Origin of the sequence: Shigella sp. FC1567 (assembly GCF_001743015.1) — a bacterium.
Classification (GTDB): domain Bacteria; phylum Pseudomonadota; class Gammaproteobacteria; order Enterobacterales; family Enterobacteriaceae; genus Escherichia; species Escherichia coli.
Genome location: NZ_MIIV01000111.1, coordinates 1 through 23,276, shown reverse-complemented (window position 1 = coordinate 23,276; position 23,276 = coordinate 1). Strand labels below are relative to the sequence as shown.

Here is a 23,276-nt window from a genome sequence, read left to right as displayed (position 1 = left end):
TAGCGACATGACTTTGTTAGCCGGAGATGGCGTTCAGACCAGATCCGGCAACATTATCCCACGCATGGTCAGCAAACTGACATTATCTCTCCGCCCTGGCAGGCATCAGAAAATCGCTCATACTTTAATCGGTAAACAGCACCTTTAGATGCTGTTTTCGATACGCAATTTCAATCAAGGAGTCATTATGGCTGGTTGGTTTGAACTCAGTAAGAGCAGTGATAATCAGTTCCGGTTTGTGCTAAAAGCGGGCAATGGTGAGACTATCCTCACCAGCGAGCTGTATACATCAAAAGCCTCTGCGGAAAAGGGCATCGCGTCAGTGCGTAGCAACAGCCCGCAAGAAGAACGCTATGAGAAAAAAACGGCAAGTAACGGCAAATTCTATTTCAATCTGAAAGCCGCCAATCATCAAATTATCGGCTCCAGCCAGATGTACGCCACCGCGCAATCTCGTGAAACCGGAATTGCCTCCGTTAAAGCCAATGGCACAAGCCAGACGGTGAAAGACAATACGTAATTACGATGCCGGGCGTGGGTTGTTGGCGTCCGGCTTTATTTTCTCTCATCACAGAGTTACTATCCCTCAAGAAATTATTAACCATGAAATGAGTTTTCTCCTCATAACTGATAAGGAAAATTATGCTCAAAGGATTGCGTACATTATTTTCACGCAGGGTTTTGTTTAACGTCGAAATGAATAATTCTGTTGACTGTGAATTACTTCTCATCCAGCAACAACTCCAGGCATTGATAGCCGAACCAGGCAATTATTTAGCACATGATTGTGATCTCAACGATACTCTGGTTCTTTGCCAGCTTACCCATCATCACAATGGATATATACGAGAAAAGGCCGTGCAGTATCTGGGGCACAAAGAGGATGTTGCGGCTATAGAAGAATTATTACTTGCAGCTAATGACTGGGTAAAAGAGGTTCGCCTTGCTGCAACCATAGCATTACGTCATTTAATGAAGGATAAGAATGCAGCGGCATTTGCCGTTAATCTACCCATGATACGTAACCTTCTCCAATGCCAGCGTTACGATCACCGTGCATTTGTAGACGAGATACTTAGATATTTATTGACAGAAAATAACCGCCCACAATTAACGTATTGGCTTACTTGCCCTGATAAAAAGCTCTCCCGCGCGGTATTACAAACGCTGATTGAATACGGTTACTTTAATGATGAATCTTCACTGCTTTCAATACTCGATAAACCCGATGAGGGTTTGCGAATGCTGGCGACCACCCACTGGCTGCGTCAACAATTACCATTAAGCGAAGCGGTATTAACTCGTCTGTTAAAAGACCGCTGGCCGCGTATTCGACAAGCAACGTTATTTAGCCTCACTGACCGAGCAATAGAAATGCCTCCGGCGTTGCACAGCACATTACTGCTGGATAACAATATGTTGATCCGCCTACGCGCTAAAAATATGCTTCACGAAGTCATGGATGTTCCGCAATTCTGGCGTCATGTTGTCACTTCTGCGGAATATACTCCCTCACAGCGACGGGCCGCTTTATACGGGCTGGATTCCATTCATGATCCCAATATTTTAAAACTGGCAGAATGGGGATTATCACAGAATGTATTCCCACTGCGTTTAGCCGCTATGCACATTCTTGCAAAAGCTAATCCTCGTTGTGGCGTCAAAGAGACTATTCTGACCACGCTGGCTAACCCGGACGCCGCCGGGTTGCGATTTATGGTTAACATCTGTGTATGGTGTCGCGTTCCGCTCACGTTCGAGGAAATACGTCAGTTGCAGGAAAACGCGCCGTCAGTTAAACATGCTTGCGCATATTGTCGGCTGTATCATAACTTGAACAAATGGGACGGTTTAATTCTTCTTCTTCAATCGCAACACAAGCTAACTGAAGAATTTGCAGGTAAACAGCTCGCGATATGGCAACGCAATTTCAATCTTTCGGGCATTCAACCGAATGCTCTTCAGCGTCAGCAACTTCAGGCGCTTTTTACCCGCAATCCGGAACTTCACAACAGATTATGGGGTTACATTCCTTTTAAATAACTTCGAATTATAGACTTACGATGACAAATGTACCTGCTGACGAGCGGAACCAAAACGAAACAATACGTGAAGCTTTACGCTTGCTACGAGAAAAACTTGCCGAGGGACTACGCAGTGGCGAAGCCCAACCGTGGGAAAAGGATCTGTTTTTACATAAAGTGAAGGCCGGTAACAAATAAATCCCCCAGTCTTTTCCCTCACATTTGCACTGGAGCCAACCCCGCCGATTGCGCTACAATGCCCGCCCTTAAAGTGGGGGCACTCCCCTAACCGCTTCATCAGGTGAAGCGGATCTGACCTGTCATCAGAACGAGAGAATTATGTTTAAACCGGAACTCCTTTCCCCGGCGGGAACGCTGAAAAATATGCGTTACGCTTTCGCTTATGGCGCAGATGCTGTTTATGCGGGCCAGCCGCGTTACTCCCTGCGTGTGCGCAACAACGAATTCAACCACGAAAATCTTCAGCTCGGCATCAATGAAGCCCACGCGCTGGGGAAAAAGTTTTATGTCGTGGTCAACATTGCACCGCACAACGCCAAGCTGAAAACCTTTATCCGTGACCTGAAACCGGTGGTGGAAATGGGGCCGGATGCGCTGATTATGTCCGATCCAGGGCTGATTATGCTGGTGCGTGAGTACTTCCCTGAAATGCCGATCCACCTCTCGGTGCAGGCTAACGCCGTAAACTGGGCGACGGTGAAATTCTGGCAGCAAATGGGCCTGACCCGCGTGATCCTCTCTCGCGAACTGTCGCTGGAAGAGATTGAAGAGATCCGCAATCAGGTGCCGGATATGGAGATCGAGATCTTCGTTCACGGTGCGCTGTGCATGGCCTACTCCGGTCGCTGCCTGCTCTCTGGCTATATCAACAAGCGCGATCCGAACCAGGGTACCTGCACCAACGCCTGCCGCTGGGAGTACAACGTCCAGGAAGGGAAAGAAGATGACGTTGGCAACATCGTACACAAGTACGAGCCGATCCCGGTGCAAAATGTTGAGCCGACGCTAGGTATCGGCGCGCCAACCGACAAAGTGTTTATGATCGAAGAAGCCCAGCGTCCGGGCGAGTATATGACCGCGTTTGAAGATGAGCACGGCACTTACATCATGAACTCGAAAGATCTGCGCGCCATCGCCCATGTAGAACGCCTGACCAAAATGGGCGTGCATTCGCTGAAAATCGAAGGCCGTACTAAATCTTTCTACTATTGCGCACGCACCGCACAGGTTTATCGTAAAGCTATCGATGATGCCGCTGCGGGCAAACCGTTCGATACCAGCCTGCTGGAAACTCTGGAAGGTCTGGCGCATCGTGGCTATACCGAAGGTTTCCTGCGTCGTCATACTCACGACGATTATCAGAACTACGAATACGGTTATTCAGTTTCTGACCGCCAGCAGTTTGTTGGTGAGTTTACCGGTGAGCGCAAGGGGGACCTCGCAGCGGTAGCGGTGAAAAATAAATTCTCCGTTGGCGACAGCCTTGAGCTGATGACGCCGCAAGGCAACATTAACTTTACCCTTGAGCACATGGAAAACGCCAAAGGTGTAGCGATGCCGGTCGCACCAGGCGATGGTTATACTGTGTGGCTCCCGGTCCCGCAGGATCTTGAACTAAATTACGCGCTGCTGATGCGTAATTTCTCCGGGGAAACCACGCGTAACCCACACGGTAAGTGATTAATTTCGATTATTTTTCCCGGATGGAAAATTCTTAGAAACCGATCACATACAGCTGCATTTATTAAGGTTATCATCCGTTTCGCTGAAAAACATAACCCATAAAATGCTAGCTGTACCAGGAACCACCTCCTTAGCCTGTGTAATCTCCCTTACACGGGCTTATTTTTTATGCATAAGCCCTATCCCTGGTCACCGTCTTCCATTGACCACATCGATAGAATCTCCCTTCATAGCACGATGCCTTTCACGTAACGGCATCGTGCTCGCACAGGTTCCGGCTAAGCACAACCAGAACGCGCATGTTTGATGCTTACCAAAAAATATTCTCACTCTCCACATTTGAATGTCAGACGAGCGACACCATGTAATCCTACACCTTCTGTCTTCAGCTCAACTATTTGCATTTTTTTGCCCTGAGTAACACAGAAATGAGTTGCATCATTTTTTACTATATTTTCTGCACCAGATATTCTACTCCTGGCTAAAGAAGCTTCGGCTTCGGTGTAGTATTGGTTATCGAGTTTACGCTGAATATTACTTTTATATGCAAGACCAAATTTACCGATACTTGTCTCATCATTATGCACAGCACAACCAGACATAATAAAAATACTAATTAATGATATAGCAGCTATCTTTTTCATCTCACCTTTCCCCATTAAATACCAACGACACTCTCTAGTGTTTAAATATAATAATAGCTGATCATTATATTTGAATAGGATTATAATAAATGTTCTGTACAACATTTCCTACATAAGTAGGACTTACAGACATGAAGGCCCTTTCCAGGTAACTCCATGGGGCTTTAATATATTTGGAATAGTATATTTAAGATGCCACTGTTTGGTTGAATATTAGGCATATGCTCTTTTTTGAAATTTATCGGTGGCTACCGTTAATATTCGCTGTTCCCATTGCAAGCTCCTGGTGGTAACCACTGAATCCTCCATACTTGAACTGACTTTTTATCCTCCGACTTTCATCCTGTTCTGACTCCACCTTTTCTTTTCTGCTCTACACTATCTACAGACCAATCATAAAGGCACATACGATCATGGCAGAATTTCCCGCCAGCTTACTGATTCTTAATGGCAAAAGTACTGACAATCTACCCTTGCGCGAAGCAATTATGCTGTTGCGTGAGGAAGGAATGACGATCCATGTGCGGGTCACCTGGGAGAAAGGTGATGCCGCACGATTTGTAGAGGAGGCCCGGAAGTTGGGCGTCGCAACGGTAATTGCCGGTGGTGGCGATGGCACCATTAATGAAGTTTCTACGGCGTTGATTCAGTGTGAGGGGGATGGCATACCCGCGCTGGGAATTTTGCCATTAGGAACCGCCAATGATTTTGCCACCAGTGTAGGGATTCCTGAGGCACTGGATAAGGCGCTGAAACTGGCAATTGCCGGTAACGCCATTGCGATAGATATGGCGCAGGTCAACAAACAAACCTGTTTTATTAATATGGCGACAGGCGGATTTGGGACGCGTATTACCACAGAAACGCCGGAAAAATTAAAAGCCGCGCTGGGTGGCGTCTCTTACATCATTCATGGCTTAATGCGCATGGATACTCTGCAACCGGACCGTTGTGAAATCCGCGGTGAAAACTTTCACTGGCAAGGTGACGCCCTGGTATTGGTATTGGTAACGGGCGTCAGGCCGGTGGCGGTCAGCAATTGTGTCCGAACGCGTTAATTAACGATGGCTTGCTGCAACTGCGCATTTTTACCGGCGATGAAATTCTTCCGGCTCTCGTATCAACCTTAAAATCTGACGAAGATAACCCGAGTATTATCGAAGGCGCTTCGTCGTGGTTTGATATACAAGCCCCACACGAAATCACTTTTAATCTTGATGGCGAACCGTTGAGCGGACAAAACTTTCATATTGAAATACTTCCGGCGGCGTTGCGTTGTCGATTACCACCAGATTGTCCATTATTGCGTTAATCAAACTATTCTCTCTTGAACCAGGGAGAATCCGAAATGCCGGATGCGGTGTAAATACCTTATCCGGCATACAGAACAATACTACACCGTAATTAATTTTACCCGTGTCTTCTGCAATGCCAGTTTATCCACCTCTGATACAGCATCATCGGTAATAATAATGTCAATTTTTTCGATTGGCAGTACCTGATTAAAACCGCGACGGTTAAATTTCGATGAATCGAGAACGGCAATCACTTTATTAGCGGCTGTGACCATCGCACCGCTAACGGAATAACCCTCATTAAAGGTCGTAATACCATTAACCGCATCAATACCATCAGCACCGACAAACATTAAATCGGCATTAATATCCTGCAGGGAACGTTCAGCAATAGATCCATGCATAGATCGCGTTTTATGGCGGACCGTGCCACCGCAGACGACCAGAGTAATGTCTTTATTTTCGGAAAGGGCAAACGCTGCCGGGAGACTGTTGGTAATCACCGTGATATTTTTAGCGGTCATTAATCCTTCGGCGATAAGCATTGTGGTACTTCCGCTGTCGAGAATAACGGTCATCCCTTCATGGATCATTTTGACTGCCGCCTGCGCTATTCTGTTTTTTGGCGCGCTGGCGAGCTGAAATCGCTCTTTAAACCCGACTTCCTGGGTCTCGGTTTCACTATTACCGGACATTATTTTCGCCGCACCGCCATGAAAGCGCGTAACCACGCCTTTTTGTTCGAGAAAGCGCAAATCGGCACGGATTGTCGCTTCCGAGGCAGCAAATACTCCCGCCAGATCCTGAACAAGCACGGTTCCCTGTTCATTCACTAATTGGATGATCTTATTCCTTCGCTCGAATGAATTCATCGTCATTTACCCATATTCAATTGTGGCTAGTGTAAACGAAGGGGGACCATTGGTGAATGATCTGTTTTGCACAATACCGGGCCAGCATCACGCTGGCCCGCGGTTTCATGGAATGAGCAACACTTTGCCCGGCATGGCATTACGAGCGATGTCACGCACCGCCTGGGTGAAGCTTTCAAAGCTTCCACGGTGAGCGATTAATGGCTCCAGGCTTAACTTACGTTCTGTCAGCAACCGGCTCGCCGTTTCCCACTCCTGCCCCGGCCAAGGGCTGGAATAGTTCATCCAACTGCCGATAACCGTCAGCTCTTTACGCAATATTTTGCCAAACGTTGCCGATGTTAAATGCAGATCCTGATGCAACGTGCCCACCAGCGCCAGTTGGGCATGAGGACCGGCAATCTCTACCGCCAGTTCGACAGTTTGCGGTACGCCAGCCGTCTCGAGGATAAGCTGATTAAAACGCAGTTCGCGTAAAACGCTCTGCATTTGCGGCGCGCTCATTTCGCTACTGTTAAATGTTTGCATCGAACCGAAAGATTTTGCCAGTGCCAGTTTTTCTGAGCTAATGTCGATAGCCGTCACACTCTTTGCTCCCAGCGCGACAGCGCACTGAATAGCCAGCAGGCCAATGGTTCCGGCACCAATAATAATAACGTTTTTATTCTCACAACCTTGCGCTAAATGAAAAGCATGCAGACCAACGGTAATCGGCTCAATAAAAGCCCCATCCTCAATAGGCATATCCGTGGGTAGAGCAAAGACATTTTTTCGCTTAACGACAATATATTCAGCAAATCCACCATCACGCCGCGAGCCAATAAAATCATATTTTGCGCACTGGGAATAAAACCCTTTCAGACACTCTGGACAAGTAAAACAGGGTAATAACGGCACACAGCAACCGCATCGCCAGGGTGTAAATCATCAACACCGGATCCCACCGCATCAATATAGCCGCTAAATTCATGGCCTAACGTTATTGGATAATAATGTGCACCATTTTTAAATATCCTGGGTAAATCGGAACCACATAAGCCCGAGCTGGCAATTTTTACCCGCACCTCATCCTGATGTTTAATTTCAGGAATGACGCTTTCTGCAACGCGCACGATACCATCAGTATCATTCACCACTGATTTCATAAAAACTCCTGATTGTTAAGGGGGATAAACTCCCCCTCAGTTAAAAATTATTCTGCGAGAACGGCTTTCTCTTGTTTAATAAAACCACGCGCTCTACGCCAGGTAATGAAAATACCGGTCAGATAAATTGCGCCGATAATAATGAAACCGGGAATATTTTGCGGGGAGAAAACCTGAATCAGTAACCAGGTAATGGGAGAACCGCCCTGATCCATTGAAGCCACCATACCCCCGGCTTTTAACGCCCCAGCATTAGCCGCCAGTTGGGTGTGCAAACCAATAGTTTGCGTCGCGATCCACAGAGTGATGCTCATGATGATGACACCCGAGATTAAGGTGCGGAACAGATTTCCACGATGCACGGCGACTGCCATCGCCACAAAGAAGCCGATGGTGGCAAGATCGCCAAACGGCAGTACCTGATTACCCGGAACACAAACAGCAATTAAAATGGTGAGCGGGATAAAAATCAGGCTTACCGATACCACCGCCGTATGCCCCAGCAGTAATGCGGGATCCAGGCCAATCAGGAACTCCTGACCGCCGAACTTCGCCTGTAAACGACTACGGGCCTGCTTAGCGATGGGCGTTAAACCATCCATGATGGGTTTAATCACCCGTGGCATTAGCAGCATCACTGCCGCCGTTTTTACCGCCAGCTGCAATACACCTTTGACATCGTAACCCGCGAGGATGCCGATAATCAGCCCCATCACAAAACCCACGGTGACAGGTTCGCCAAAAGGGCCAAATTTGCGCTGAATATCATCGGCGCTAAATTTAATTCGGTTAACGCCTGGGATTTTCTCGATGATAGCATCGACCAGCACCGCAATCGGCCCCATATACGCCGACGTACCGTGCGGAATAGCAATACCTTCCAGCTCAAAGAAATTTCGGGTATCGCGGGCAAACCAGTCGCCGAGCTTATAAACAAACGCCGCGTGAATTACCACACCCGCCATCCCTATCATCCATGAACCGGTTGCCAGATGCAGCAACGCGCCGGTGAAAGTCATATGCCAGATATTCCAGATATCAACATTTACCACCCGCGTCATACGGGTCAGTAACATCGCCACGTTAACCAGAATAGCAATCGGAATCGCCACCAGCGCAATTTGCGACGCCCAGGTCATTGGTGAAGAGCCCGGCCAGCCGACATCGACCACATGCAGATTCAGGTCGAAATTTTCCGCCATCGCTTTCGCCGCCGGACCAATGGAATCCAGCATTAAGCCAATCACAAGGCCAATGCCAACAAAGCCAATCCCTATATGAAGACCCGCTTTAAAGCAATCGCCTGCCTTCATGCCTAATATTTTAGAAAAAATAATGATGACAATCGGCAGCATCACCGTAGGGCCGAGGTCGAGAATATAACGCATGACTTCTGAAAACATAGGTCACCCCTGTAAGATAGTCAGAATTTTATTTTGTAATGCTTCGATACCGACACCAGAAACAAAAGGCATGCCGTGAACTAACGGAATATCGCCAAAACTACGATCCACCCTGGCAGTAGTGCATATCAAATGCACGCCATCCATATAGGTTTCTATTTCATTAACCCGACACTGGATTAATTCAACAGGAATATTATGATTCTGACACAATTCTTTAATTTCTTCCGCCGCCATCGTAGAGGTCGCAACCGCGCCTCCGCAAGCGACAATAATCTTGCGTTTCATAAATAGTCCTTTTTATTGTTACAGAGGGATTTATTCGTCTGAATCTAAAACATACTTTGTGAAGTATTCCTTTAACTGGGTTTCAGGAAGAGTGATTAGTGTCTCGACGATATCGGGCTGTTGTAACTTGCCAAATAAACAGCGTAAAAGTTTCAATTGCTGCTGCGGATTTTCCACAATCAACGCAATAACCAACGATACCTCCACGTCGTTATCATCATCCGCTTGCTGAAAATGAACTTTATTTGTTGGCCTTAACAGATAAATGGCTGACGACTTAGCATGAATCGCCTCACAATGCGGTATTGCAATGGCGTGCTGCTCAAGCATTATCCCGGTAGGGAATTCTGCTTCTCTGGCAATTAATGCCTGTGGCCAGGTATCATGAACCACACCTTTGGCGAGCATCTCATTACCGATATGGGTTAAAACTTCGCTACGATCGACAAAAGAAATTCCGCTACGAACAAACAGGTTAGTCATATACCGTCCTTATTCCGCACAGCCGTAGCGATAGGCGCGCAAAACATCATAAATTTTATCCATAATCAGCTAATGCGGTATTGCTGATAATTCCCCGGACTGAATGCGTTCAAATTGTTTGGGAAGATACTGACTAATCATGCCCAGTGGGATGTCCACGCCTTCAAGATTCACCATCATCGTTTCGACGCTATTTTTAATCCGACTATGCGGCCAGTAATAACGAATACGATCCGACAGGCTGTAACGAATATCCAGTAATGAATCGTTAAAACCCGTACGATAATATTTTTTCCAGTATTGCGGTTCGTCGAGCATCACTTCTTCAATTACCGCCAGGCAACCGCTGCGATTTTCAGGGGCGATAAGTTCCTGCTCAATTTGTGCCAGTGCAAATATCGCCTCGCGTAAAGCAAAGGTTAATGCGGGACCGACTTTCAATATTGCAAAGTGATCGCGGACTAATTCCCAATAAGCCGTCCGGGTCTGGTAATCGGTAGAATGTGCTTCATAAACCATTCGGGTGTTTTCTATCCATTGCGCCAGCGGCTGCGCTTCCTGCGGCTGATAATGGATAATATTGCTGTGATCAAATTCCACGCCCGGCTGCACCACGATGGCAATCACGCGTGTTAACGCCTCTGTCAGCCCACGGACAATAAAGGCCTTTTGATGCGTACGTAAAGTATTGGCGGCATCTTCAACATGGGTGATGTGTACTGACTGAATGGCGCTGGCCTCACCGCCCGGAACCGGAACTTCGGTGCCAATGACATAGCTCAGTTGCTCACGCTGGCAATCTGTCGCCACACTTTCCGCAGCAAAGCAAAGCACAGCAGCTCGTTCCGCAACCGTTTCTGGTGCTAACGGTATGGGATCCCCCGCGCAGGACATTGACGCATCAAGATGAATTTTACTGAAGCCGGCACGAACATATTCCTTTACCAGCTCGACGGATTTTTCCATCGCCGCATCCGCATTTTCTTGCTGCCAGCAGTTTGGCCCCAGATGATCGCCGCCGAGAATAATGCGTTCGCGTGCAAACCCAACTTTATCGGCAATCGTAAAAACAAATTCGCGAAAGTCTGCCGGTGTCATTCCGGTATAACCGCCAAATTGATTGACCTGGTTTGACGTTGCTTCAATCAGCACTTTGCGCGTGCTGTTGCGATCAAATGCCAGCGCCGCTTCGATAACCAACGGATGGGCAGAACAGACTGAACATATGCCGATATGTTCACCAGCTTTATGCCGGGCAATTAACGTTTTCATGTTTTTTCCTTATTAAATGGCAGGTGCGTTATGCCCTGCCCTCGCAGCCACAATCGGCAATCACTTTGCTCACCACATCGCGCATTGCGGATTTAGCCGACTGCAAATAATCCCGGGGCTCGGTCGCTTCAGGGTGCTCGGTCAGGTAATTTTTTAACGCCTGCGAGAAGGCATTTTTCAGCTCCGTTGCAACGTTGATTTTGCATATCCCCAGTTTGATGGTTTGCTGAATATCCTTAGTCGATAACCCTGACGCGCCATGCAGCACCAGCGGTAAGTTCACCCACTGGCGAATGTTCTCCAGTCTAGAAAAATCAAGCGCCGGTGCGCTGGCATACATCCCATGAGCCGTGCCGATGGCGACCGCCAGGGAATCAATTCCGGTTGCCTCGGCAAATTCACGCGCCTGAGCGGGGTTGGTATAAAAAGCATCGGCTTCATTGACTTGCACATCATCTTCCTGGCCGCCAAGTTGCCCCAGCTCCGCTTCGACGCTGACATCAAAGCGATGGCAAAAATCCACCACCTCTTTGACCCGTGAAATATTTTGCGCAAAAGGCAAATGCGAGGCGTCAATCATGACTGAGCGCACGCCAGAACGAACCTTCTGAGCGATATCGTCAAATTTCGTGTGATGGTCGAGATGAATTGCCAGTGGATGGTGATATTGCTTCGCCATCGCGCTGACCAGCGCCAACAGATTTTCTGTACCAGCATGAGTAAATGTGCCAGGCGTTCCGGCGATGATGACCGGCGCATGCAGGTTGGCAGCGGTTTCCACCACCACTTGCATCGTTTCGAGATTGTGAATATTGAATGCCGGAACCGCATAACCGCCGCGCTGTGCGTTGTTCAGCATCTGCTTTGTCGATACCACGTGCATTTTCATATCCTGTCGTTTGTTTTCGTTTTCAAAATATAATGAAATTATTTGTTTTTAAATATCGAGATAACGATCACAAAAACGACAATATGAAAATTATTCGAGGAGTGAAAGGCAAAAAAACGGCCTCCCGATAGGGAAGCCGTAGCAAAGTGCGCGTGTTTTTATGCCGGATGCGGTGTAAACATACGTGGCAGTGCTATGTAGGCATGATAAGACGCTTCCGCGTCGCATCAGGCATAGGTTGCCGGATGCAGTGTAAACGCCTTATCCGTCCTACGGGGTGGTGTTGTTCGTATAAGGCGTATCAGGCAATAGTAATTTTGCTATCGAGATAAACGTCCTGCACGGCGTTAATCAGTTTCACGCCGTCAGCCATCGATTTCTTGAACGCCTTACGTCCAAGAATCAGCCCCATTCCGCCAGCGCGTTTGTTGATAACCGCAGTACGCACTGCATCACTGAGGTCAGTTTCACCGCCTGCAGCACCGCCGGAGTTTATCAACCCAGCCCGGCCCATATAGCAGTTAGCTAACTGATAACGCACCAGATCAATCGGGTTTTCGCTGGTTAACTTGCTGTACACGCGATCGTCGGTATAACCGTAATTAATCGCTTTATAGCCGCCGTTATTTTCCGCCATTTTTTGTTTGACGATATCTGCGCCGATGGTTGCCGCCAGATGGTTTGCCTGACCGGTCAGGTCGGCGGAAACATGGTAATCAACGCCATCTTTCTTAAAGGCGGAGTTACGCAAATAGGCCCACAGCACGGTCACCATGCCCAGCTCATGCGCACGTTCAAAAGCCGCAGAAATTTCTTCAATCTGGCGACGTGACTCTTCCGAGCCAAAATAGATAGTCGCACCAACCGCCACCGCGCCCATGTTGAAAGCCTGCTCCACGCTGGCATACAGCGTTTGATCGTAGGTATTCGGGTAACTTAGCGTCTCGTTGTGATTAAGTTTGACGAGAAATGGAATGCGATGCGCATAGCGCCGCGATACCGACGCCAACACGCCGTAAGTTGATACCACACAGTTACAGCCCGCTTCGATCGCCAGTTCAACAATGTTTTTCGGGTCAAAGTAGAGCGGGTTAGCAGCAAATGAAGCTCCGGCAGAGTGCTCAACGCCCTGGTCAACCGGCAGAATAGAAAGATATCCTGTGCCAGCCAGACGCCCGGTGTTGTACAACGTCTGCATATTACGTAACACCGCTGGCGGGCGATTATTGTCAATCATTACGCGGTCTACGTAGTCATGTCCGGGGAGATAAAGCTGGTCAGAAGGAATTGTCATACAACGGTGCTGTAAAAGGTTGTCGGCGTCTTTGCCAAGCAACTGCGCAATATCTGTCATTACTATGCTCCCGTAAATTCCGATTGGATATCGGCTATGGATTGTCCTGGCCCGCCTTTTGCGGGCAATCATAATCCTGGTCGTTACGGGCGAGTTTTTCCATCTTTTGGATGTTTTTTCAGCGTTTTCTGTTGGCTCGATTCATCAGAAAAAATGTTAGCGCGGTCAAGTTTTCACCGTAAAGATATTTAAAAGGTATTATTAAGTGGTATTGTCATCGCGTACCTTACATTACCTGTCATGAAGGAATTAAAAGATGAAAACAACAGCAAAGCTGTCGTTCATGATGTTTGTTGAATGGTTTATCTGGGGCGCGTGGTTTGTGCCATTGTGGTTGTGGTTAAGTAAAAGCGGTTTTAGTGCCGGAGAAATTGGCTGGTCGTATGCCTGTACCGCCATTGCGGCGATCCTGTCGCCAATTCTGGTTGGCTCCATCACTGACCGCTTTTTCTCGGCGCAAAAAGTGCTGGCGGTATTGATGTTCGCAGGCGCGCTGCTGATGTATTTCGCTGCGCAACAGACCACTTTTGCCGGGTTCTTTCCGTTACTGCTGGCTTACTCTCTAACCTATATGCCGACCATTGCGCTGACTAACAGCATCGCTTTTGCCAACGTGCCGGATGTGGAGCGTGATTTCCCGCGCATTCGTGTGATGGGCACTATCGGCTGGATTGCCTCCGGTCTGGCATGTGGTTTCTTGCCGCAAATACTGGGGTATGCCGATATCTCACCGACTAACATCCCGCTGCTGATTACCGCCGGAAGTTCTGCTCTGCTCGGTGTGTTTGCGTTTTTCCTGCCCGGCACGCCACCAAAAAGCACCGGCAAAATGGATATTAAAGTCATGCTCGGCCTGGATGCGCTGATCCTGCTGCGCGATAAAAACTTCCTCGTCTTTTTCTTCTGTTCATTCCCGTTTGCGATGCCACTGGCGTTCTATTACATCTTTGCCAACGGTTATCTGACCGAAGTCGGCATGAAAAATGCCACCGGCTGGATGACGCTCGGCCAGTTCTCTGAAATATTCTTTATGCTGGCATTACCGTTTTTCACTAAACGCTTTGGTATCAAAAAGGTATTATTGCTTGGTCTGGTCATCGCTGCGATCCGCTATGGCTTCTTTATTTACGGTAGTGCGGATGAATATTTCACCTACGCGTTACTGTTCCTCGGTATTTTGCTTCACGGCGTAAGTTACGATTTTTACTACGTTACCGCTTACATCTATGTCGATAAAAAAGCCCCCGTGCATATGCGTACCGCCGCGCAGGGGCTGATCACGCTCTGCTGCCAGGGCTTCGGCAGTTTGCTCGGCTATCGTCTTGGCGGTGTGATGATGGAAAAGATGTTCGCTTATCAGGAACCGGTAAACGGACTGACTTTCAACTGGTCCGGGATGTGGACTTTTGGCGCGGTGATGATTGCCATTATCGCCGTGCTGTTCATGATTTTTTTCTGCGAATCCGACAACGAAATTACGGCTATCAAGGTCGATGATCGCGATATTGCGTTGACACAAGGGGAAGTTAAATGAAAACAGAACGTATTCTCGGTGCTCTTTATGGGCAGGCGTTAGGGGATGCGATGGGGATGCCCTCCGAGCTTTGGCCACGCAGCCGCGTTAAAGCACACTTTGGCTGGATTGACCGTTTTCTGCCTGGACCAAAGGAGAATAACGCGGCCTGTTATTTTAACCGCGCCGAATTCACCGACGATACCTCGATGGCGCTGTGTCTGGCGGATGCGTTGCTGGAACGTAAAGGCAAGATCGATCCGGATCTGATTGGGCGTAATATCCTCGACTGGGCGCTGCGTTTCGACGCCTTCAACAAAAACGTGCTAGGTCCGACCTCGAAGATTGCGCTTAACGCCATTCGCGACGGTAAACCCGTTGCTGAACTGGAAAACAACGGCGTAACCAACGGCGCAGCGATGCGCGTCTCGCCATTAGGTTGTTTGCTTCCGGCGCGCGATGTTGATTCCTTTATTGATGATGTGGCGCTGGCGTCGAGCCCGACCCATAAATCCGATCTGGCAGTTGCAGGTGCGGTAGTCATCGCATGGGCGATTTCTCGTGCTATTGACGGAGAAAGCTGGTCAGCGATTGTTGATTCACTGCCTTCAATTACGCGACATGCCCAGCAAAAACGCACCACCACGTTCAGCGCCTCACTGGCGGCGCGGCTGGAGATTGCGCTGAAAATTGTGCGCAATGCCGACGGCACCGAATCCGCCAGCGAACAGCTTTACCAGGTCGTTGGCGCAGGTACCAGCACTATTGAGTCCGTTCCGTGCGCCATTGCGCTGGTTGAACTGGCACAAACCGACCCGAACCGTTGCGCCGTCCTCTGCGCTAACCTTGGCGGCGATACAGACACCATCGGTGCTATGGCGACGGCAATCTGCGGCGCGTTGCATGGCATTAACGCTATCGATCCTGCGTTAAAGGCGGAGCTGGATGCGGTAAATCAGCTTGATTTCAACCGCTATGCCACAGCGCTGGCGAAATATCGTCAACAACGGGAGGCGGTATGAGCGGCGCTCGATTACACACGCTGCTGCCTGAATTAACCACGCGTCAGTCGGTGATGGTCGTCGGCGCGGCGGTCATTGACGTGATCGCCGACGCTTATGCCCTCCCCTGGCGTGGGTGCGATATCGAACTGAAACAGCAGAGCGTTAACGTTGGCGGCTGCGCACTGAATATTGCCGTGGCGTTAAAGCGCCTCGGCATCGAAGCGGGTAATGCCTTGCCGCTCGGTCAGGGGGTATGGGCGGAGATTATTCGCAACCGGATGGCGAAAGAGGGGTTAATCAGCCTGATCGATAACGCCGAAGGCGATAACGGCTGGTGTCTGGCGCTGGTTGAGCCGGATGGCGAACGTACTTTTATGTCATTCAGCGGTGTGGAAAATCAGTGGAATCGCCAGTGGCTGGCGCGATTAACCGTTGCGCCTGGCAGCCTGCTCTATTTTTCCGGTTATCAACTGGCCTCGCCCTGCGGCGAATTGTTAGTGGAATGGCTGGAAGAGCTGCAAGACGTGACGCCGTTTATCGATTTTGGCCCACGTATTGGCGATATCCCGGACGCATTACTGGCGCGGATCATGGCCTGTCGACCTTTAGTGTCACTCAATCGTCAAGAGGCTGAGATTGCGCCGAACGTTTTGCTTTATCCGCAGAGATAACAACACTTGGCAAGCAATGGCAGGAGAAATTTGCCGCGCCGTTGATCGTTCGTCTCGATAAAGAAGGCGCATGGTATTTCAGCAACGACGCTTCTGGCTGCATTCCGGCATTTCCAACGCAAGTTGTCGACACCATTGGTGCGGGCGACAGTCATGCCGGTGGCGTACTTGCCGGGCTGGCCTCTGGTCTGCCACTGGCGGATGCCGTATTACTGGGCAATGCAGTGGCGTCATGGGTTGTCGGGCATCGGGGCGGTGATTGTGCGCCAACGCGCGAGGAACTACTCCTCGCACACAAAAACGTATAGATCGCTGCGACAGTGGCTAATGCTGTACTCAATAGGCCGTTGCTGTTGGTCAAGCGCCACTTGCTTGATCACCAGCACCGGTATTTTGCTATCTAACTGAATATGTGACTGAAACTCGGCATCCGGCATCCGGGCGCTAACGCGGGAACGCGTACGTTGTGGGTAAATGTGCTGGCTGCGGAAATAGTCATAAAGTGAAATCCCGATGGCATCAACATCATGAATTAAATGCGCCGGAACCCACGATTCCTCAATCGATACCGCTTCTTCATCGACATAGCGAATACGCTTAAGCAAAAAGACATCACTTCCTGCTTCGACCGCCAGCTGCTGCGCGACTTCTTCGGGACATTTCACGACACGCTTGTTAACCCATAGCGTATCGGGCTTTTTCCCGCGCAATACCACCTGCTGAGAAAAACCTCGCGCTTCTTTCAACGAGTATTCGAAGATGTTGTTGATCTGCGTGCCGTAACCGCGCGAACGCGTCACCACACCCTCTTCTTCCAGCGCCTGCATCGCCTTGCGCACCGTAATGCGCGAAACGCCGGTTAACTGACTTAAATCACGCTCACCGGGCAAAATATTGCCATGCTCCAGCACCCCGCTGCGCACGGCATTTTTTACCGTTTCGGCAAACTTAATATAAAGCGGCGTGTTATCCGCCGCTAAAATACGCTCGTTCAGTTGGGCAATCAGCTGGGTATGCGCTTGTTCCATTTGTCTTGTTCCTGCCGGGGAGTCTGGTGGGAGTATATCACTGCTTCTTATTTAAGGCGTTTCTTTAATCCCATCAACGAATGCCTGCAACTCCTCCACCGTGCCATTAAATACATTAAAATCCACCGGACCATTGATGCCATCTACCTGTCCACGGTCGGAATGCTGCCAGAAGCGCCAGGCCATGCCGTCATTGTCCGGACGACGTTGATAATAGTGAGCCACCCACCACGGATATTCATTGAAATAGCCCGCCAGATTGGTGTGATAAAAAACGGCTCCTGAGTAAATAATCGGCTTTTTTCCCGTACTTTTTTCGACCATTTTTAGCCACTGACTTACTCGTTTGCGTAATTCTTTTGCCGATAATTTTCCCCGTTCTTCTACGTCCAGTACCGCAGGGAAATCGCCTTGTGAGAAATCCACCGTTTGCAGAAATAATCGTGCCTGAACCGGCGCTGCTACCGACGGGGAGAAATAATGATACGCCCCGCGCAGCAGGCCATTTTCGCGGCTTAGTTGCCAGTTACGCGAAAAATACGGGTCCACCAGCTTTTCGCCTTCCGTCGCCTTAATAAAAGCAAACTGTAAGCGGATACCGTTGTCGCGCATTTTTGCCACCCGCTGCCAGTCGATCCGCTCCTGCCAGCGAGAAACATCTATTCCGTGAATGGTGTAACTGGCAGGAATGCGAATAGCGAAAGATTTAACCGGGCGATAACCGTAGAAATGGATGTAGTCTGTAATCTGAACTGCTGTCGAATAGAAAAAATTCACCTTCTGACGCGGATAAATTGCAACGATGGAAATTAGCCCAAGAGCGCATAATAGAGAGGTGAGTTTTTTTCGACTGGTAATTCTTAGCTGCATTGGTTTCATCCCTGAATGTCAGTGCCAAAGGCTGACAATAACCAAAGCAGCTATAGTACGGTGCTCACCACCAGGCGTGGAAGTGGTGAACCGGACCAATACCGTGACCAACTTCCAGCGTGTCGGCCTGGGCTAATGCTGATGAAAGCCAGCTTTTAGCCTCCTGTACGGTGTCAGCCCAGTTTGTATGGCGCGGGCGTAGTGCAGCCAACGCCGCAGAGAGCGTACAACCAGTGCCGTGGGTGTTTTTGGTCATAATGCGCGGTGCGGTAAACCGTTGTTCACCCTCGCGGGTAAACAGCCAGTCCGGGCTTTGCTCATCATCCAGATGACCACCTTTCATTAGCACTGCGCCACAGCCCATCGCCAACAGCGATCGCCCTTGTTCCAGCATTTCCTGTTCGGTGCGCGCGTGTGGCGCGTCGAGCAAGGCGGCAGCTTCGGGCAAGTTTGGCGTTATTAATGAAACCTGTGGCAATAATCGACTGCGCAGCGTAGCAACCGCCGAAGGTGAAAGCAGCGGGTCGCCGCTTTTTGCCAGCATAACGGTGTCGAGTACCACGTATTGGATCTGATAACGTTGCAACCGTTCTGCCACCGCTTCAACAATATCGGTTTCCGCCAACATACCGATTTTAGTGGTGTCGATTCGCACATCGCTGAACACCGAATCGAGCTGGGCGGCGACAAAATCAGACTCAATGCGATACACCGACTGTACGCCACGGGTATTTTGCGCCACCAGTGCAGTAATAACTGAGCAACCATAAGCGCCAAGTGCCGAGAAGGTTTTAAGATCGGCCTGAATCCCCGCACCACCACTCGGATCAGTACCGGCAATCGTCAGAGCGTTAATTCGTTTCATGCCTGCACCTCCTGCGTCAATTGCCAGAGCGCATCAAGGAAATGTGGAACAAAACTGCCTGGCCCCTCGCTTCTGGCGACTGCGCGTTCTCCGGCTTGTTTCATCCAGTGACAGGCAGATGCGACATTTTCCAGCGTATCGCCTGGTAACGCACAGCAGGCAGCGACAACCGCCGATAATGCACAGCCAGTTCCTACCACTTTGGTCATTAACGGATCGCCACCGTGAATACCAATGATACGATGTCCATCGGTAACATAATCCATCTCGCCAGTGACCACGACGATTGCGCCAGTTTCCCGTGCCAGTGTTTGTGCAGCGGGTATCGCGTTAGCTGCGGCGTCAGTGGTATCCACTCCCCGTCCACCATTAGCAATGCCAGCTAATGCCATGATTTCCGAAGCATTACCACGTATAGCGGTTGGCTTATGAGGCAGAAGTTCCAGACAAAAACGGCGGCGATAATCGAGTGCACCAACCGCTACTGGATCAAGCGTCCAGGGTGTTTGAGAGCTTTTTGCTTGCTCAACGGCGGCACACATCGACTGTGCGCGTAGCTGCGTCAGCGTGCCAACGTTAATCAGCAACGCACTAGCAATAGCCGCAAACTGACTGGCCTCTTCGGTTTCGATAACCATCGCTGGCGATGCACCGAGCGCCAGCAAGGTATTGGCAGTAAAGGTTTGCACCACATCGTTGGTCATGCAGTGCACAAGAGGGGAATGTTGGTGAAAAAGGTGTAACGCGTGCGCAGATTGCGCTGAACTCTGCAGGTCGACTTGCATAGTTTGCTCCTGCCATAACGTGAAGAAGCAATGACCTGGTGGTCCGTGACTTCCCTACGCTGGCATTATCCAGATCAGGTAATACGGGTATTTCTCAGCCTTCACAAAGAAGGGCACCCCGAGTCATTTAAAACAAAATCAAAAGATTGCGATTAACGTCCCGTTAATCCCTGTTCTGGATCATGCCAGCGGGAAGCCAAAGACTCAACCCTAAAAAATCCTCTGTGTCCCAGTTTGTGTCTCACGTTGTGGCCCACAGATAAATGGCAGGCACAAAAAAACCGCCCATAAGGCGGCTTAAGTAAATTATTCAGTCGTGAAGATTTAAATGAAATCTATTTTCTGCATACGCTTTCTTCATGCAGTCGAAGTGCTTTTGCCAATTCCAATTGGAATGCAAAGGAAAGACGGGAACGGCTGATCTTGATACCGTCAATAATGATGTATGTAGGGTAAACAGTGACCATGCGGCCCAAGTATTGGAAGTGTTTAGGGTGGTTTACTTTATCGTTATTCATTGTGTGCCATCCGTCTGGGTGGGGGTAATCCCGGCAACGGATGATTGATCTAAAATCGATCAAAATCAATAACTTAACAGATCACCAAATCCAGGGGGGTGTACATTGGCGAGCCTCCCTCAGCCTAACCTATACACGACCATAAAATAGGGGCGGATTCCTTCCAGTTGGGTGGGAAAATATCTGGGAGTTTGGATACAGTAGCCAGGCAGGGTAACCAGACCCATAGATGAGAATGTTTATTATTCCCAAATATCCAGGCGAGGGGCCTGCTGTGGCTCTCTTTACGCGCCGCTGTGGCGTCTTCTCTCCTCTTTCTATACAATCCCATAGCTAACCCATTGCGAGGCTTACAGAGCGTTACAGAGCGTCCGTGTGAATATTGCATAAATGAAAGTGGTGAAAGGTCCGATTTGGTCAACTTTTAGACAACTATTTAACATATGCGCAACAGGTTAGACCTGTACCCTTTCAATAGGTCCGCCTCCTGGGCGCTGTGTACGCCCCATAACTGTGGCTCTTCTGTACCCATCCGGGAGCCATTCCACAGAGTAAACTGTAAAACTGATCTGCCTGTGAGTAACGCCCTTTTCCTGTGGATAACTTCCACGCACTAACCCCATAAACTCCCCTTTTGAGGCGTCCGCCTCTTCAGGCCCTTTCTTGTGGCAAAAACACAAAAAGGGTTTAGGGCGGTGGCTACCGCCCCTGTAGATGGGAATGAGTCGCACTCGAAAGAGGGATTGAGAACCAATTCTCAAGTGATAATCGATCTCATTTGTGTTCGAAGTTTTCCCCAGAAAAATAATTTTGGGGTTAAGCATGTAAAATGCTACACACTTGCACTTTGTAATGATAATTAATTGACCATAAAAACAAATAGTTAGAAGCGCTGGGGGAGTCCCACTAGTTACACAATTGATTACTTTTTGAGCTAAAACTGATTCTTTTACCGGGTATACAATCCATTTGATCGCCCTTTACCACATATTTAAACGGATTTAAAGCCATTTATTTAGGGGGTTAGCAAAGTGTTGATTTCATGGTTACAGATAACAAAAAAGCCCGCCGGGGGTTAGCCGGGGGCCTGTGGTTGGGGGTGTCAACGTGGTTAGTTCGGCCCGCCCTGCATTAGCATGTTGAAAGCCTGCTGATTATTGCTCTCAACTTCAGAGCGTACCAGATCCTTAACCTATCCATCCTGCACTTTCACATTAACGTTCACGTTTAGCGGCTGGTTTAGCCACGCTGGCGGCGTCATCAGTGGATTACCTGCCATATCAACTTTAAGCTGTGGCGCTGTAATCGTCGGCGTAGGAGGTACATAAGTTGGATTGGAGTAAGAGCTTACCCACCCTGTTTTATCTGCTGGTTTGGCAAAGTCTGGATTAGTCGGAAGGTCTGGACTATGGAGGAAATCCCACAGTTTACCCAGCGGGCTATCTTTTTTCAGATTGCCCCCGGCGGTGGTGTCCTGTCCATACATGGCGTCGTTAGCGTCATGACCTTATCCCAGGCATAATCCCCACCTACCGAACCGACCGCAATGCTCCAGCCAACAGGACCGCCAGAGAGAGCCGCCGCGCCGCCTACCTTGCCAACTTTCGGACCCCGACCCGGTTTGTTTGGCTTGTCTTTACCTTCCCCACCAGATCCGCCAGTAGTAGCGGCTTCAATGCCACCAATAGCGGCGATCCCTTTCATGACCCCCAGTAATTTGGTTAGTGGGTTAAGCATGGTCAACAACCATTTAAAGGCTACGCCCAACTTCCAGATAGACCCGGCGAACATAGCCACCCCGGCGGCGTATGCTGCCATTTCGCCCCAGGCTTTAAGCTGCTCACCAGTGATCCCCATCTTGCTGGCGTAATACTCAATAATGCGGAAGGTCAGGATCACAGTGTCATGCAACTCTGTAAACGCATCTGTGGCACCCTCAACGATTTTCCCGGCAATATGCCCGAACATCTCAAAGGCCCCACCAGAGCCGTTAACAGCGGCGCTGATAGCGTCGAAAGCGCTGGTTAATTCGTTGCCGAAGCCAGAAGCAAAGAAGATGTTCATCGCGTTCTGCATACTGGTTTGCAGGCGCTGCCAGCTTGCCCGGTTGGACTTCATAGCCTTATCCAGAGCGCCGCCGTTACGAGCTGCGGCTTTCATCTGTTTAGCCACTTCCGGGAGGATGTCCTTAGAGAACAGCTTCCCTTGTTGCATCAGGTCAAACAGATCCTTTTCTGTAAGGTTGGTTGTCCCTTTCATCTGGTTGAGAGCCTTAACGAACAGACCCACAGCCCCCGGGAGTGAACCGCCCCGGGTTTCCTGGAGAGTGTTTTATCTGTGAACTCAGGCTGCCAGATCATCGTTTCCGATGGAAGCATAATAAGCTTTTTCTGCTTCTGCCGGAGGGATGTGGCCCAGCCTTTCCAGCAATCGTCGATTATTATACCAGTCCACCCACGTGAGTGTGGCCAGTTCCACTTCTGCACGGTTTTTCCAGCTCTTACGGTGTATTACCTCCGCTTTGTAAAGACCATTGATGCTCTCCGCCATCGCGTTGTCATACGAGTCGCCTGTACTTCCTGTTGATGCCAGTAATCCGGCTTCCTTAAGCCGCTGTGTGTAGGCCAGCGATACATACTGAGAACCTTT

The 23,276-nt window shown here is 49.4% G+C and carries 21 protein-coding genes, 3 pseudogenes and 1 riboswitch; of the genes and pseudogenes, 8 read left to right on the top strand and 16 right to left on the bottom strand.

Annotation, left to right across the window (positions count from 1 at the left end; genetic code table 11):
- Positions 1-187 precede the first annotated feature (187 nt).
- The 4 genes from BHE85_RS08445 (at position 188) to trhP (ending at position 3,725) form a co-directional block, all read left to right on the top strand.
- A complete protein-coding gene (locus tag BHE85_RS08445) occupies positions 188-520 on the top strand; it encodes a YegP family protein (protein WP_000929408.1) in 333 nt (110 codons plus the stop codon).
- A 122-nt stretch (positions 521-642) separates the two neighbouring features.
- Positions 643-2,043: a HEAT repeat domain-containing protein gene (locus BHE85_RS08440; RefSeq protein ID WP_000911982.1), complete on the top strand. Its 1,401-nt coding sequence runs from the start codon at positions 643-645 to the stop codon at positions 2,041-2,043.
- A 20-nt stretch (positions 2,044-2,063) separates the two neighbouring features.
- Positions 2,064-2,222 (top strand): type II toxin-antitoxin system ParD family antitoxin, encoded by a 159-nt coding sequence (locus tag BHE85_RS27340; protein ID WP_223675288.1) that lies wholly within the window; start codon positions 2,064-2,066, stop codon positions 2,220-2,222.
- 141 nt (positions 2,223-2,363) lie between these two features.
- A complete protein-coding gene (gene trhP / locus BHE85_RS08430; protein ID WP_000476046.1) occupies positions 2,364-3,725 on the top strand; it encodes a prephenate-dependent tRNA uridine(34) hydroxylase TrhP in 1,362 nt (453 codons plus the stop codon).
- Positions 3,726-4,054: 329 nt separating this feature from the next.
- Here trhP and yegR read toward each other — a convergent pair whose 3' ends face one another.
- Positions 4,055-4,372, bottom strand: a complete 318-nt coding sequence (yegR, locus tag BHE85_RS08425) for a protein YegR (RefSeq protein WP_024258023.1) — start codon at positions 4,370-4,372, stop codon at positions 4,055-4,057.
- A 413-nt stretch (positions 4,373-4,785) separates the two neighbouring features.
- Here yegR and yegS point away from each other — a divergent pair.
- Positions 4,786-5,684: pseudogene (yegS, locus tag BHE85_RS08420) on the top strand (lipid kinase YegS).
- An 81-nt stretch (positions 5,685-5,765) separates the two neighbouring features.
- On the opposite strand, the gene BHE85_RS08415 reads toward yegS, so the two are convergent.
- The 8 genes and pseudogenes from BHE85_RS08415 to fbaB all read right to left on the bottom strand — a co-directional run bounded on the left by BHE85_RS08415 (position 5,766) and on the right by fbaB (position 13,373).
- Positions 5,766-6,539, bottom strand: a complete 774-nt coding sequence (locus BHE85_RS08415) for a DeoR/GlpR family DNA-binding transcription regulator (RefSeq protein ID WP_001367074.1) — start codon at positions 6,537-6,539, stop codon at positions 5,766-5,768.
- Between the two features lie 105 nt (positions 6,540-6,644).
- Positions 6,645-7,684 (bottom strand): annotated as a pseudogene (gene gatD, locus BHE85_RS08410) (galactitol-1-phosphate 5-dehydrogenase).
- A 47-nt stretch (positions 7,685-7,731) separates the two neighbouring features.
- The gene (locus BHE85_RS08405; protein ID WP_000490685.1) at positions 7,732-9,087 is read right to left on the bottom strand and encodes a PTS galactitol transporter subunit IIC; all 1,356 of its coding nucleotides are present in this window, start codon (positions 9,085-9,087) and stop codon (positions 7,732-7,734) included.
- Positions 9,088-9,090: 3 nt separating this feature from the next.
- Positions 9,091-9,375: a PTS galactitol transporter subunit IIB gene (gatB, locus tag BHE85_RS08400; RefSeq protein ID WP_000823274.1), complete on the bottom strand. Its 285-nt coding sequence runs from the start codon at positions 9,373-9,375 to the stop codon at positions 9,091-9,093.
- Positions 9,376-9,405: 30 nt separating this feature from the next.
- On the bottom strand, positions 9,406-9,858 hold the full coding sequence (gatA, locus tag BHE85_RS08395) for a PTS galactitol transporter subunit IIA (protein WP_000182904.1): 453 nt from the start codon (positions 9,856-9,858) through the stop codon (positions 9,406-9,408).
- Between the two features lie 69 nt (positions 9,859-9,927).
- Entirely contained in the window at positions 9,928-11,130 is a 1,203-nt protein-coding gene (gene gatZ / locus BHE85_RS08390) for a tagatose-bisphosphate aldolase subunit GatZ (RefSeq protein ID WP_039061104.1), read from the bottom strand.
- A gap of 28 nt (positions 11,131-11,158) precedes the next feature.
- The gene (gatY, locus tag BHE85_RS08385) at positions 11,159-12,013 is read right to left on the bottom strand and encodes a tagatose-bisphosphate aldolase subunit GatY (RefSeq protein WP_000558570.1); all 855 of its coding nucleotides are present in this window, start codon (positions 12,011-12,013) and stop codon (positions 11,159-11,161) included.
- Between the two features lie 307 nt (positions 12,014-12,320).
- The gene (gene fbaB, locus BHE85_RS08380; RefSeq protein ID WP_000129575.1) at positions 12,321-13,373 is read right to left on the bottom strand and encodes a class I fructose-bisphosphate aldolase; all 1,053 of its coding nucleotides are present in this window, start codon (positions 13,371-13,373) and stop codon (positions 12,321-12,323) included.
- 256 nt (positions 13,374-13,629) lie between these two features.
- Here fbaB and BHE85_RS08375 point away from each other — a divergent pair, with 256 nt between their 5' ends.
- From BHE85_RS08375 to BHE85_RS08365, 3 genes and pseudogenes are all read left to right on the top strand, one after another.
- Positions 13,630-14,907 carry a nucleoside permease gene (locus tag BHE85_RS08375; RefSeq protein ID WP_039064054.1) on the top strand — a complete coding sequence of 426 codons (1,278 nt, stop codon included), beginning with the start codon at positions 13,630-13,632 and terminating at the stop codon, positions 14,905-14,907.
- Entirely contained in the window at positions 14,904-15,908 is a 1,005-nt protein-coding gene (locus BHE85_RS08370; RefSeq protein ID WP_000846249.1) for an ADP-ribosylglycohydrolase family protein, read from the top strand. The genes BHE85_RS08375 and BHE85_RS08370 overlap by 4 nt, the downstream gene beginning before the upstream one ends.
- Positions 15,905-16,869: pseudogene (locus BHE85_RS08365) on the top strand (carbohydrate kinase family protein). The gene BHE85_RS08370 and the pseudogene BHE85_RS08365 overlap by 4 nt, the downstream one beginning before the upstream one ends.
- Here BHE85_RS08365 and BHE85_RS08360 read toward each other — a convergent pair.
- From BHE85_RS08360 to BHE85_RS08325, 7 genes are all read right to left on the bottom strand, one after another.
- Complete coding sequence (locus BHE85_RS08360; protein ID WP_000434038.1) at positions 16,843-17,589, bottom strand: GntR family transcriptional regulator; 747 nt, start codon at positions 17,587-17,589, stop codon at positions 16,843-16,845. The pseudogene BHE85_RS08365 and the gene BHE85_RS08360 sit on opposite strands and share 27 nt — an antisense overlap.
- A 51-nt stretch (positions 17,590-17,640) precedes the next feature.
- Complete coding sequence (locus BHE85_RS08355) at positions 17,641-18,459, bottom strand: glycoside hydrolase family 25 protein (RefSeq protein ID WP_004981988.1); 819 nt, start codon at positions 18,457-18,459, stop codon at positions 17,641-17,643.
- 64 nt (positions 18,460-18,523) lie between these two features.
- A complete protein-coding gene (gene thiD, locus BHE85_RS08350) occupies positions 18,524-19,324 on the bottom strand; it encodes a bifunctional hydroxymethylpyrimidine kinase/phosphomethylpyrimidine kinase (RefSeq protein WP_000822297.1) in 801 nt (266 codons plus the stop codon).
- Positions 19,321-20,109, bottom strand: coding sequence for a hydroxyethylthiazole kinase (gene thiM / locus BHE85_RS08345; protein ID WP_001195644.1), 789 nt, complete (start codon positions 20,107-20,109; stop codon positions 19,321-19,323). The genes thiD and thiM overlap by 4 nt, the downstream gene beginning before the upstream one ends.
- A 34-nt stretch (positions 20,110-20,143) precedes the next feature.
- A riboswitch (TPP riboswitch) is annotated at positions 20,144-20,240 on the bottom strand.
- A 1,579-nt stretch (positions 20,241-21,819) separates the two neighbouring features.
- The gene (locus BHE85_RS08335) at positions 21,820-22,113 is read right to left on the bottom strand and encodes a hypothetical protein (protein ID WP_000274322.1); all 294 of its coding nucleotides are present in this window, start codon (positions 22,111-22,113) and stop codon (positions 21,820-21,822) included.
- Positions 22,077-22,916, bottom strand: a complete 840-nt coding sequence (locus BHE85_RS08330) for a phage tail tape measure family protein (protein ID WP_242412321.1) — start codon at positions 22,914-22,916, stop codon at positions 22,077-22,079. The genes BHE85_RS08335 and BHE85_RS08330 overlap by 37 nt, the downstream gene beginning before the upstream one ends.
- A gap of 54 nt (positions 22,917-22,970) precedes the next feature.
- Positions 22,971-23,276 (bottom strand): integrase core domain-containing protein (locus BHE85_RS08325; RefSeq protein WP_032232747.1); only part of this gene is annotated, 306 nt, incomplete at its 5' end.